This is a genomic window from Iningainema tapete BLCC-T55 (assembly GCF_014698965.1).
GTDB lineage: Bacteria > Cyanobacteriota > Cyanobacteriia > Cyanobacteriales > Nostocaceae > Iningainema > Iningainema tapete.
Genome location: NZ_JACXAE010000086.1, coordinates 357,914 through 370,062 on the forward strand (window position 1 = coordinate 357,914; position 12,149 = coordinate 370,062).

The window sequence follows — 12,149 nt, forward strand, 5'->3', positions numbered from 1 at the left end:
TTATCTCCACAGTATATTAATACCGTACAGATACAAAGGAATTCCGACAATAATATTGAAGGGAAACGTTACAGCTAAAGCAGTAGATACATATAAACTCGGATTTGCCTCTGGAACTGTTAAGCGCATGGCAGCAGGAACGGCGATATAAGAAGCACTAGCGCATAACACAGCAAATAACAGGGCGTTTCCTTGGGGCATACCGATAAATTTTGCAATCAGTAGTCCAATAGTGGCATTGAGTATGGGGATGAGTATTGCAAAAGATATGAGGAAAGTGCCTGTTTTTTGTAAGTCTTTAATTCTTCTGGCGGCAACTAATCCCATGTCAAGTAAAAAGAATGTGAGTAAACCATAGAACAATCCTTGTGTGAAGGGTTCTAAAACTTGCCAACCATGTTCTCCAGTGAGAACTCCAATTCCTAAGCTACCTACTAACAAAAAGACAGAGCTGTTGAGAAACGCTTCTTGTAAAACTTCTGGCCAAGAAAAATCTTGTTCTCCTTTTTTATCTGTAAATAAATTGACGAGAATCAATCCGACGATAATTGCTGGAGATTCCATCAGCGCTAGTGCTGCTACCATGTAACCGTCGTAATGAATTCCTAGTTCAGAGAGAAACGCTCCAGCTGTGATGAAAGTTACGGCACTAATGGAGCCATAAGTTGCGGCGATCGCTGCTGCATCATAAGTATCTAGCTTGAGATTGAGAATAAAGAAGGTATAAACAGGAACAACACAAGCCATTAATATGGCTGCTAACAGTGTGAAAACTACTTCCTGGGTAACTCCACTTTTGATTAGCTCCACCCCGCCCTTAAATCCAATAGAAAATAGTAGGTAAAGGGATAACAGTTTCGGAAAGGGAGCGGGAATTTCCAGATCCGACTTGACAAAAACCGCTATCATCCCCAAAAAGAAGAACAAGACAGGAGGGTTGAGAATATTCGAGACGATTAGATTTGCATTCATATCTACTTCCCATCCTGAAAAGCAAGGAATTGGAAAAAAGTTTTCATCATGACTAGAATAATGCAATTAATGAGCGATGGCGCGGAGCGCACAGGCATTGCCGATGGCGCGGAGCGCACAGGCATTGCCGATGGCATAAAGCGCAGTGGGCTTCAGCCCAATCGCAGCTTGCATAAAACCACTTTAGGGCAATTCAGCCACTAAATAGCTATAAATAATTTTCATAACGCATTTATGCCTCCCACATAAAGTAATGTAGCCTTTGAATTAAAAGTGCTGTTGAGCGATCGCTTACTACATAACCTTTATGTAAGCAAATATTTGTAATCAAATTATATACTATTAAGTTTTGTAAAGAAATGGTGGGCATTGCATAAAATTTGCGTCAAAGACTGAAAATTGGGCAGGGGTGACTTTAACCATCACGCTCAGCCACACTAGTGGTGCAACATCACCAGAAGGTAGGAACTGCTGCAACGCTTGGGGGTGCAATGTCTAGGAGAAGTACTCGTTGGGGAAAGCTCAAAAGACTGAGGATTGCCAGCTTGTGTTCGCTGAGTATTTCTGATGGTGCACAAGCAGAGGTTAGCAGCACAGGAATTGGGGCAGCAGGCAATCTCAGCATCACCGCTAACTTCGTGCGGCTTAACAACGGCAAGATTACAGCCGAAACTCCCTCAAGCGATGGCGGTAACATCTACCTAAATGTTGCTGAGTTATTACTAATGCGTCGTGGTAGTAATATTACTACCACCGCAGGTACTGCACAGGCTGGTGGAGACAACGGCAACATTTTTATCAATGCCCCTTACGCCTTCCTCGTTGGTGTTGCTACTGAAGATAACGACATTAGTGCGAATGCTTTCACTGGTAGCGGTGGTGGAGTGTCTATCAAGGTTCAAGGTATTTTAGGTTTTCAGTATAATACACAACCGACTTCAAAAAGTGACATCAATGCCAGTTCAGAGTTTGGGATTAACGTCTCTATAGTATTAGATATTCCTGAAAGACCAAATACCTTGCCAGCCGAACCAGTTGAACAAAAACTAGACCAAAGCTGTCAAGTGCGTCCAAGTCAAAATCGAAGCAGTTTTGTTGTAACTGGACGTAGTGGAATACCACCCAGTCCCTATGATATGTTGACACCTGATGCAGTGCAAGTAGATTTCGTCACACTTACTCGCCGAGAAGCACAACACCGAGAGAATAGGAGAGCTACTAAGAAACAAAGGAACACAGGAGATTATGCATAGAAAACAGATTCTGTCAATGCCAATACTGAAATTGTAGAAGCACAAGGGTGGGTAGTGGATGCCAACGGTGACGTAGTTCTGGTGGCTCAAGCAGCAACTGCCAAACCCCATAATCCCTTGTTTAACCCTCCATCTTGCCATGCAAGTTAAAAGCTAAATTAGGGATTTTGTCAAATTTTTGATATTACCTCAGCAACCAATGCAGTTACGATCCTGAGCTTTGCTGATTGCGTTGAATTTCACTGCAAATGTCCGCAACCGTCATATTCCCAAAAAGTTGCTCTTTCACCTTGAGATAATCTACAGGCTGCGACATCGTTTCTCGGATAAAGAAGGCAGCCTTACCAATTCCCAAACGTTCAACCAACGCTTGAATTGCCTCACATCTAATATCATCGCTTTTAGGTACAGATACTATGGTCATGGTTATCTAAGGCTCCTGATTTTTATTCGTTAGTTAAAGCTACAGCTAATTCAGTCGGAGTTTTAATCTCAACCGTGCCGATGTACCTCTTAATCATTCGGTCGTCACAGGTAACAAAGCAGTCTGCCCCAGCCACTTCAGCACAGGCTAGATGTAGCGAGTCTACACCTTTGATTTTATCGTGAATCTCAATGTATTGGGCTGCGGTTGTCACAGTATGGTCAATTTTCTGAAAGTAGTTCGCTTTTTGCAAAACTTGCTGGACAAAGTTTTGGCGGTTATTATAAGGGTTTCTCTGTGTTTCAAACACCAGTGCGTCTGATGAAATTAGTTCCACAGCCCCATGTTCGATTAATAAAAAAATGAGCTGCATTGAGGTTGCTTCCAGATAGATTCGTGCTTGCAACTGATCATCAAAAATCCGATTAAGGGCGCTAGTATCTAAATATACTTTCACTGATTTACCTAATAACTGCCATAACGACTATGACTTTAGATCATAATAGTAAGTTTACCTTTACTCTTGAGCGATCGCATTGATTGACATAATTTCAACCCATACTTACACACGCTACCTTTATTTAGGACGGACGAGTAATAATTGTTGAAATTAAAAGTTTTCTCAGTCCCTCACCAATGCGTGATTTTGAAATTGCGTTATGTCAATTAAGGTTAATAGTAGTTGATATGGAGAGAGAGGAAATTATTCAATGGATAGACTAAGTAATTATCGTATTTTAATTAAAAAGATACTAACTGAGTATCATAACTGGGCTTCTGGTTCCTCAAAGGAAGACCATGAAAACAGCTTGGTATTTGATGAAGATAATGACCAATATCTTTGGTTGCATATGGGATGGCAAGGGAAAAAGCGAATTAAAGGTATTAATATTCACGTCCGAATCAAAAATGAAAAAGTTTGGATAGAAGAGGACTGGACAGAAGAAGGAATTGCAACGGAACTAGTGAAAGCAGGTATTGGGACTAGTGATATTGTCTTAGCTTTTTATCCGCCAACAGAACGGGCTTTGACGCTCGTTTGCTACTGCTAAGCGGTTGTTGGGTGATGTCTCATCGCTTATAAATGAACGATCGCATCCAATTTTCGGCGCAAAATCGCTTTTAAAAGTTCAATCTTGTTCGGAGCAGTTTTGGGCCAAGTCCCTTAAGTACCTCTCCGACAGTTATGTATGGTGGTAATGGACACATAGAGAGGGCGGGCTTCAAGGGATCGCCGTGTGTTGCATCCGGGAACTGAAAGTCAATCCCCTTATTTAGGGCGACTATAAAAACCCTTTCGCGCATCTGTGGTACACCGTATTCTACCGCCCGGATCACCTTCATCTTTAGCTCGTAACCGAGTTCTTGCAGCTGGGTTTGAAGCATTTCATAAACGCCACCGATTTTACCATTTTGCTCCGGTGCATTTCATGAGCTGAAGGGCTGAAAGGGTTGAAGGCAGAGCCTTAGGATGGCATTCCCACGAATAGCGTGGGAACGAGGGGGGCGAGGGAGTCAAAGATGTGATGTGCCATTTGTAGTTTGGAGCAGGGGGGAATTTCTAAGCGTTTTCCTTGCTTATCGATTAAGATGGCTTTGTTGTTATCGCTGCCGAAACCGCTATCTGGTTCGTCTATGGGGTTAGCAACAATAGCATCTAAGTTTTTGCTGTGCAATTTCTCTAGGGCTGGTGTGATAATATCTCCTGTCTGGGCGGCGAAACCAATTAAAATTTGATGCGATCGCTTGTTTGTTGCCAATTGAGCTACTATATCTGGTACAGGTTCTAGAGGTAAAGCTTCTGGAAGTTGGCGCTTTGCTAATTTTTCCTGACTATATTCTCGTGGCTTAACATCTGCCACTGCCGCTGCCATCAATATAATATCAGCAGCTGCTAAATACTGTAGCATTGCTGATCGCATAGACTCAGCACTAACCACGGGAACTGCTTGTATACCCAAAGGTACATTCCAACTTGCCGGACCATGCACTAAGGTAACACTTGCACCTCTGTGGAGTGCTGCTTGTGCTAAAGCTAAACCCATTTTACCTGTGGAAGGATTACCAATAAACCGTACTGGGTCAAGATACTCTCGCGTTCCTCCCGCACTGATTAACACACGTTTTCCTGCTAAATCTCTTTTACCTGCGGTGTGTAATAATGATTGGATATGAGTAATGATGTCTTCTGGCTCTGCCATTCTGCCTGCACCAACGCGATCGCACGCCAATAACCCTGATGCTGTTTCCATACCATGAAATCGACTATCTGTCAATAGTTGACGCCAATTTCGCTGCACCGCGACTTGTTCCCACATATCAGTATTCATCGCAGGTGCTAACAGTACAGGGCAAGAAGATGCTAATACAGTATTCGTGAGCAAATTGTCAGCCATACCGTGAGCCAACTTCGCTAACGTGTTAGCTGTCAAAGGTGCAATTAAAAATACCTCTACCCATTCACCCAATTCTATATGTAGTGGACGAGACGTTGGTTGCCAGAAACTTTCGTCTGTATAGGCTTGATGGCGAGACAGGGTTGCTAAAGTTAGAGGTGTGATAAATTCTTGTGCCGAATTAGTGAGAATTACTCGCACCTCTACCCCAGTTTTAAATAGTGTAGAAACGACACTGCAAACTTTATAGGCGGCGATACCGCCGCCCACACCAATTATAACCCTACGCTTCGTCATAAGGTTCGAGATCTAACAGGTGTATGTATGGTTCAACTAACTCAGGGCGTTGAAAAGCGATCGCTCTGAGTAAATGCCAATCATTCAAACCCTCAAAAGCATTACCGTAATTATCCTGCTCCAAACGTGTAGCCAATACTTCTACTTCTTGAGAAGTCATTGTGGCAATTTCTTTGTGAGAAATGCTTAGAGTTTTCATTATCGTTGCCCCTCCCTTATGCTGCCGCAAGGATGATGCGCTTTTTGCACCCACCCAATATATCTTACTCACTACAGCGCAATGATTTCGTGAAAATTTTCCGGATTTTTACCGGAATTTGTAAAAATTCTGTAACCCAGACTCGACAACATATTCACTCAAAAATTCCGTAACAACTCTAGCATTTGCAGTCTGATTTTACTACCTACCCAAATTCCGCCATGCCAAAAATTTTGTATCTCTGCTTGACAAGAGTAGATATGGCTGATTATACTTATAGTACATAAATACTATTAAAGGCAAAAACCTGATTTTAACAAGGGGTATTTAGCCTAGCTAACCATTTCAGTATTCCCACTCTCACTAACAACACGATGTCAAAGTTAATCTGTATTCATTACAGATTAACTTGTAGAATTTGCTACTCAAAAATCAATTGTGTATTTACAGGAGTTGAAAGATGACTACATCTGCATTGAAAGATAGCAAACAACAACTAATGCAAGCGTTCCAACAAATTCTCATTGATAAGAAAAAATTAGAATCCAAAATAGCAACTAAACAAGAGGAAGCAGAGAAAGCAAAAAGTCAACAAATTTTAGAAACAGCTTCCACATATACTGTTGATAGCATTTTGAAAGGAGTAGCTGATTTACAACTGGAGTTTGGCGGTATTGTCAATTCACTATCTGAAAAGTTAGCTCAGGAAAATTCTAAGTTAGACGAACTAAACCGAGCAATAGAAATTGAGCAGCAGAATTTACAAGAACTTCAAAAAATTAGAATAGTAGCGGATACATTAGATATTGTCACTCAAGAACACCAAGAAAAGTTAAAAACGCTAGAACAAGATACTGCAAGTAAGCGAGAAACTCTGGAGAAAGAAATTGCGCTTAAACGTAAAGATTGGCAACAAGAACAATTAGAGTATGAAACCGCAGTAAAGTTGTATGATGAAGAATTAGCAAAAAAACGCCAGCGAGAAGAAGAAGAATATCAATATAAGTTAGAAAATTCTCGAAAAATTAATACCAATACTTATGATTCAAAAAAACGTACCTTAGAAAGAGAACTACAAGAATCGACACAAACTAAAGAAAAAACTTGGGTAGAGCGGGAGAAAATTATTACCCAACAGCAACCTTTACTTCAAGAGTATCAAAAGAAAGTATTAGGATTTACGAACGAAATTGAAGAAGCAATTAAAAAAGCAAGAGAAGAAGCAATTAAGGAGACGAGCCAAAAGGCAAAAATTGAGGCTGATTTAGCAGAAAAAGATTGGGAGTCTATGAAACAAAGTTACGAAATTAAAATCCAGTCTTTGGAAGAAAATATCAAAAAACAACTAGAACAAATAGAAGGTATTTCTACTCAATTACAAACTGCGTTGAAACAAGCACAAGATTTGGCTCTGAGAGCTTTTAATGGTTCTCCTAAATAGTTAATTCTTAATAGATAATAGCTCTTAATAATTAGCAATTAGCAATTAGCAATTCCCCAATTATTTACAGGAGGTTTGTCATGGCTGCAAAAAAACTAAATGAAAAGAGTACTAAAGCAGAAATTCTGCAAGCATACGAAGAGTTAGCTAAAGAAAAAACTGCACTGAAATCACAAATTGATCAAATCAGCAAAGAAAATAATTCTGTAGTCAAACCATTAGCACCAACTACAAATATGAATCAACCTCAAACTGTGCAGCAGAAGATGAATTTTATTATTGAGAATTTGAAAAAGATTCAATTTGGATTTGGTAGTGCAGCTAGTGAATTATCAGAGAAATTAACGACAAGAGCATCTCAGTTAGAAGAAATTAGCCAAGCTGTAAAAAATGAGCTTAAAGCGTTAAAAGAGTTACACAATTTAGAAGTGTCTCAAGAAACATTAGATAGTTTAATTGAAACTTATGAAGGTAATTACAAGGCTTATCAGGAGGAGTATAATCAGCGTTATGAAACGTTATCACAAGAAATAAAACAGCAAATATCTAGCTGGGAAAAAGAGCAAGATGAACATAGACAAGTTATCAAAGAACGCAATGAAACTTTGAATAAAACTCGCGATCGCAACGCTACCGAGTACAAGTATGATTTAGAACTACGGCGTCAATTAGAATCAGAAGAATACGAGCAGCGAGAAAAAGAGTTATACAAACAATTAGAAGAATTTAGACAAACAATCGAAAAACAATGGGCGGAACGAGAAAAAGCAATTTCTGAGCAAGAACAACAATTTGCCGAGTTGAAAGCGAAAGTAGAGGCATTTCCTAAAGAAAAAGAAGCGGCAATCAAGAAGGCTACAGAAGAAGGTAGAGGTATTGCCCACTATCAAGCTAAGGTAAAATCAGATTTATTTGCTAAAGATGTGGAAGGGCAAAAGCGTTTTTATGAACAGAGATTACAATCTCTCGAACAAACGATCGCTAATCAAGAAACGCGAATTCAAAATCTCTCCAAACAACTTGAATCTGCGCTAAAACAAGTTCAGGATTTGGCAGTTAAAGCTATTGAAGGATCTGCAAATGCAAATTCATACCAGGCAGTTAAAGAAATAGCATTAGAACAAGCTAAAAGTCAGGTAAAAAATAAATAGTACCGCTTTTAGGGATCGCCTCGTCGCCTCGTTACCAGGCTCTGCCTGGTAATGCCTAGTTTGAGGCTCTGCCTCTTGTTATAACAACACTGCCATACCAGCACTTGATGCACTAACTGAATAAACGACTAACAGAGCAAGAAAAACCTGGTAGTAGCGATGAAGTTAGTTCGTCACCAATCTGTAATGTTGCCATTAGCACCAATGTAGCTTGTTCTCTACGATAAACTTGAATTTGCTGTAATTGCTTATCGACAATCCAGTATTCTCGTACACCTTGGTTTGCGTACAACTTCAGTTTAACTTGTTTGTCGCGTCGTTCGTTGGCTTCACCAGGAGAAAGTACCTCAACCACCAACTCTGGTGCAGCAGTTAAATGTCCTGCATCATCCAGCACAGATGCTAATCTTTCATTACTGATCCACACCACATCCGGGATGACATTATCAGCATCGGTGAAAATAATGCCTGCGCTACTTACGGGCTTTCCTAAACCTGTCTGGCGAGACCATAATTTCAACTCTGTACATATGTTATCAGTAACTTCTTGATGTTCCCAATGTGGTGCGCGTGTCACAAATAGTTCTCCGTCTACAATCTCATAGCGATTGCCATTATCGGGAAAAAGCTCTAGGTCAGCAGTTGTCCAGCGTACCTGGTTAGTTGTAGTCTGGCTCATATTAGGCATCCTTTGAGTCTGTTCTTCCAATGTACCAAAATTGACTAAGCTGTGGCATAATTAAGATTATCTCCTCAAAATGCCTAATCCATGACTGTTATCACTCCTAAACGCTTCACCCTGGCTGAATATCATCGCCTCATTGAACTAGGATTCCTATGTGAGGATGACAGAGTGGAGTTGATTCGGGGAGAGTTAATGCAAATGGCAGCAAAAGGCACACGACATTCGGTATGTAATACGAAGTTATTTCGAGAATTAGATACGTTAGTGGGAGATAGAGCCGTTGTGCGTGGGCAAGAGCCGATAATATTACCAAGTGATAGTGAGCCAGAGCCAGATGTTATAATTGCGCGCGGTCAAGCTGATGATTACTTGTCGAATCATCCTCTACTAGAAGATATTCTCTTAGTTATTGAAGTTTCAGACTCCACCCTTGACTATGACCAAAATACAAAACTAGCTCTTTACGCTGAAGATGGAATTAGTGACTACTGGATTATTAATTTAGTAGCAAATCAATTAGAACGATACAGTCAACCTTACCAAGATGCTCAAGGAAAGTTTGGCTATCGTACTAGGCAGATTGCACTGCGACATGAATCTGTGACACTTCCCAATTTTCCTAATATATCTCTGGAATTAAATCGAGTTTTTCCTGGTTTGGAGTCATAATTAATAGATAGGCTGCTTTTAGCTATTTTAATCCATGATTCATTTGAGAGCGATCGCAAAAAAACAACAAGCTGAAAAGATTTACTCTTTCCCATTCAATCTTCCTTTAATCAAAGCTTTCAAAGAAGTTCAATTCCATCATCCTGTAACATTCTTGGTTGGAGAGAATTGCTAACTCTCATGGAGAAAGCTTTCTTAAACTTTTTCAATCACGCTTTGTTCTTGGTGGGTTATATCTGCTTGATGAACCTGAAGCACCACTTTCGCCTCTGCGTCAATTATCATTTTTGTCTCTACTAAAAGATATGGTAAATCAGGATAGTCAATTTATAATTGCTACCCACTCTCCAATTATCATGGCTTTTCCAGAAGCAACAATCCTCAGTTTTGATACCAATCCTCCAAAAGAAGTAGCCTATGATGAACTTGAACACGTTTCTTTGACAAAGGCTTTTTTAAATAATCCCCAATCTTTTTTACGACATTTGTAAAAATTAATTAAAAAAAGCGCTGAATCGGACAACTAAATCCAGGTAATACAGGTGAAGTAATCTCATCAAAAGCTAACAATGTTACTATCAGTACAAGTTGAGCATTCTGGCGACGGTAAACTTCAATTTGTTTTAACGCCAATCCACTTAGCCATTCTTGAAAATCAGCGTGCTACACGAGAAATTCTGTGTATACTTAAAAATAGCTACTCCCAATGTCGGCAATGACCATCAAACCCCAAAAAATTTTGATTTTGGCGGCAAATCCTAAGCAGACAGTGCGTTTGCGGCTTGATGAAGAATTGCGTGATATTAAGTTCGGTTTGCAAAGGGCGCAAAATCGGGAAAATTTTGATCTGCGGTATGATTTGGCAGTACGTCCAAGGGATATTCGCCGCGCTATTTTGGATTATCGACCAAATATTATCCACTTTTCTGGGCATGGTGCAGGAGTACAAGGATTAGCTTTTGAAGATGAAACCGGATTTGAACAACTAGTTACGGGAGAAGCATTAGCAGGACTTTTTGGACAGTTTTCTCATCAAGTAGAATGTGTGCTGTTGAATGCTTGCTACTCCCAAGTCCAAGCAGAAGCGATCGCCCAACATATTAATTATGTGATTGGCATGAACGATCAAATCGAAGACAAAGCGGCGATTGAATTTGTTGTGGGATTTTACGATGCACTTGGAGCTTACAATCCCGAATATGATTCTGGTTCGCCTGTAGAGTTTGCTTTTAATATTGCTCGGAATGCGATTGTGTTAGCTGGTGTGTCTGGCGTGTCGATTCCTGAACTTAAAAAAAACAATTTAACTCCCCATCACCTACCTTTAGGCAATCTTACCAATGTCCCAGAATTACCACCGCACTTTTTACCCCGTCCTGAAGAACTTGCACCCTTAAAACACAAAGTATTTTTATCAACAAAACAACCTGTGGGGATTACAGGGAAAAGTCGCCGTGTGGGTGTGCAAGGAATGGGCGGAATCGGCAAAACAGCCTTGGCTACAGCGCTGGCGCGGGATGAGGAGGTCAGAAAGGCGTTTCCTGATGGGGTGTTTTGGGTAACATTTGGACAAACACCCCAAATTTTAACTTGGCAATCCTATCTTGCTCAGGCATTAGGCGATAAGCAAGCGGCTTTTACCGAGATTGGATTGGCGAAAGCACGGTTGCGGGAGTTGTTTGCAGATAAAGCTTGCTTACTGATTTTGGATGATATTTGGCGTTTGAATGATGCAACGGCGTTTGATGTGTTAGGAGAACACTGTCAAATGTTAGTTACAACCCGTAATGCAGCGATAGTTACGGGGTTAGGAGGGCAAGAATATCAGCTTGAGGTTTTAGATGCACAACAGGCGTTAGCACTTTTGGCAGATTGGGCAAATCAACCGGAGATCGTTTACTCCACAAAGCAAAATGATGTCGCTAAGATGGTAGCGCGGGAATGTGGATATTTGCCCTTAGCATTGGCGATGGTGGGGGCGATGATGCGGGGGAAACCGCTAAATCGCTGGCAGAATATTTTAGAAAAACTGCACAGTGCTGATTTAGAGAAAATCAAACAACAGTTTCCCGATTATCCTTATCCAAATTTACTCAAGGCAATTCAGGTGAGTGTGGACGATTTAGATGAGAATTACCAACAGCGATATTTAGATTTTGCCGTCTTTCCTGAAGATATACCCATACCAGAAGCAGTCTTGCAGACTTTTTGGCAACCGTTGGGGTTAGATGAGTTTGATACCCAAGATGTGATTGACGAATTGGTGAATAAATCTCTGGCTTTGCGAGATGAAGTGGGAAATTTGCGGTTGCATGACTTGCAGTTTGATTATGTCAGAAAGCAGCACACCACCTTAGTAACCGAAAGTGAGGGCATAGAATTTTTACACAATCGTCTCTTAAATGCTTACAGCAAAAAATACCCCTCAGGCTGGCATAGTTTAGAAAATGACGGCTACATTTTGCAAAATTTAGCCTATCACTTGTATGCTGGCGGAAGGCAAACGGAATTACAACAACTGCTGTGTGATTTTCACTGGTTACAGGCTAAGTTGGAGAACATTAATATTAATGCTTTGCTAGCAGCAATACCTTTGCCAAATTACGAGGATGAAACAGCTGTAGAAACAGGGTGAATACGACCTAGAGAGCTAAGTCGGGCA

Annotated in this window: 16 protein-coding genes; 9 read left to right on the top strand and 7 right to left on the bottom strand. The window is 40.6% G+C overall.

Going from position 1 to position 12,149, the window contains the following annotated elements:
- Complete coding sequence (locus ICL16_RS29590) at positions 1-972, bottom strand: sodium-dependent bicarbonate transport family permease (protein ID WP_190835145.1); 972 nt, start codon at positions 970-972, stop codon at positions 1-3.
- A 48-nt stretch (positions 973-1,020) separates the two neighbouring features.
- Here ICL16_RS29590 and ICL16_RS29595 point away from each other — a divergent pair, with 48 nt between their 5' ends.
- Both ICL16_RS29595 and ICL16_RS29600 read left to right on the top strand, forming a co-directional pair.
- The gene (locus tag ICL16_RS29595; protein ID WP_190835146.1) at positions 1,021-1,176 is read left to right on the top strand and encodes a hypothetical protein; all 156 of its coding nucleotides are present in this window, start codon (positions 1,021-1,023) and stop codon (positions 1,174-1,176) included.
- Positions 1,177-1,463: 287 nt separating this feature from the next.
- Complete coding sequence (locus ICL16_RS29600) at positions 1,464-2,225, top strand: hypothetical protein (protein WP_238361006.1); 762 nt, start codon at positions 1,464-1,466, stop codon at positions 2,223-2,225.
- A gap of 205 nt (positions 2,226-2,430) precedes the next feature.
- Here the strand turns inward: ICL16_RS29600 and ICL16_RS29605 are convergent, their stop codons facing one another.
- Both ICL16_RS29605 and ICL16_RS29610 read right to left on the bottom strand, forming a co-directional pair.
- The gene (locus ICL16_RS29605; protein ID WP_190835148.1) at positions 2,431-2,649 is read right to left on the bottom strand and encodes a hypothetical protein; all 219 of its coding nucleotides are present in this window, start codon (positions 2,647-2,649) and stop codon (positions 2,431-2,433) included.
- A 22-nt stretch (positions 2,650-2,671) separates the two neighbouring features.
- A complete protein-coding gene (locus ICL16_RS29610) occupies positions 2,672-3,106 on the bottom strand; it encodes a PIN domain-containing protein (RefSeq protein ID WP_190835149.1) in 435 nt (144 codons plus the stop codon).
- A gap of 143 nt (positions 3,107-3,249) precedes the next feature.
- Between ICL16_RS29610 and ICL16_RS46190 the strand changes: the two genes are divergently transcribed.
- Together ICL16_RS46190 and ICL16_RS29620 are read left to right on the top strand one after the other, a co-directional pair.
- On the top strand, positions 3,250-3,372 hold the full coding sequence (locus tag ICL16_RS46190) for a PDDEXK family nuclease (protein ID WP_337907152.1): 123 nt from the start codon (positions 3,250-3,252) through the stop codon (positions 3,370-3,372).
- A complete protein-coding gene (locus ICL16_RS29620) occupies positions 3,360-3,701 on the top strand; it encodes a XisI protein (protein WP_190835150.1) in 342 nt (113 codons plus the stop codon). The genes ICL16_RS46190 and ICL16_RS29620 overlap by 13 nt, the downstream gene beginning before the upstream one ends.
- A gap of 70 nt (positions 3,702-3,771) precedes the next feature.
- Here ICL16_RS29620 and ICL16_RS47455 read toward each other — a convergent pair whose 3' ends face one another.
- From ICL16_RS47455 to isiD, 3 genes are all read right to left on the bottom strand, one after another.
- Positions 3,772-4,035 (bottom strand): DNA cytosine methyltransferase, encoded by a 264-nt coding sequence (locus tag ICL16_RS47455; protein ID WP_190835151.1) that lies wholly within the window; start codon positions 4,033-4,035, stop codon positions 3,772-3,774.
- An 80-nt stretch (positions 4,036-4,115) separates the two neighbouring features.
- Entirely contained in the window at positions 4,116-5,342 is a 1,227-nt protein-coding gene (coaBC, locus tag ICL16_RS29630; RefSeq protein ID WP_190835152.1) for a bifunctional phosphopantothenoylcysteine decarboxylase/phosphopantothenate--cysteine ligase CoaBC, read from the bottom strand.
- Positions 5,329-5,541 (bottom strand): protein IsiD, encoded by a 213-nt coding sequence (isiD, locus tag ICL16_RS29635; protein ID WP_190835153.1) that lies wholly within the window; start codon positions 5,539-5,541, stop codon positions 5,329-5,331. Before isiD ends, coaBC begins: the two co-directional genes overlap by 14 nt.
- A gap of 460 nt (positions 5,542-6,001) precedes the next feature.
- Here isiD and ICL16_RS29640 point away from each other — a divergent pair, with 460 nt between their 5' ends.
- A complete protein-coding gene (locus ICL16_RS29640) occupies positions 6,002-6,982 on the top strand; it encodes a coiled-coil domain-containing protein (protein WP_190835154.1) in 981 nt (326 codons plus the stop codon).
- An 80-nt stretch (positions 6,983-7,062) separates the two neighbouring features.
- Positions 7,063-8,133: a coiled-coil domain-containing protein gene (locus tag ICL16_RS29645; RefSeq protein WP_190835155.1), complete on the top strand. Its 1,071-nt coding sequence runs from the start codon at positions 7,063-7,065 to the stop codon at positions 8,131-8,133.
- Positions 8,134-8,245: 112 nt separating this feature from the next.
- On the opposite strand, the gene ICL16_RS29650 is transcribed toward ICL16_RS29645, so the two are convergent.
- Complete coding sequence (locus ICL16_RS29650) at positions 8,246-8,812, bottom strand: Uma2 family endonuclease (protein ID WP_190835156.1); 567 nt, start codon at positions 8,810-8,812, stop codon at positions 8,246-8,248.
- 90 nt (positions 8,813-8,902) lie between these two features.
- On the opposite strand from ICL16_RS29650, the gene ICL16_RS29655 reads away from it, so the two are divergent.
- The 3 genes from ICL16_RS29655 (at position 8,903) to ICL16_RS29665 (ending at position 12,122) form a co-directional block, all read left to right on the top strand.
- On the top strand, positions 8,903-9,487 hold the full coding sequence (locus ICL16_RS29655) for a Uma2 family endonuclease (protein WP_190835157.1): 585 nt from the start codon (positions 8,903-8,905) through the stop codon (positions 9,485-9,487).
- A 158-nt stretch (positions 9,488-9,645) separates the two neighbouring features.
- Positions 9,646-9,978 (top strand): AAA family ATPase, encoded by a 333-nt coding sequence (locus tag ICL16_RS29660; protein ID WP_190835158.1) that lies wholly within the window; start codon positions 9,646-9,648, stop codon positions 9,976-9,978.
- A gap of 224 nt (positions 9,979-10,202) precedes the next feature.
- Entirely contained in the window at positions 10,203-12,122 is a 1,920-nt protein-coding gene (locus ICL16_RS29665) for an NB-ARC domain-containing protein (protein ID WP_238361007.1), read from the top strand.
- The last annotated feature ends 27 nt before the right edge of the window (positions 12,123-12,149 follow it).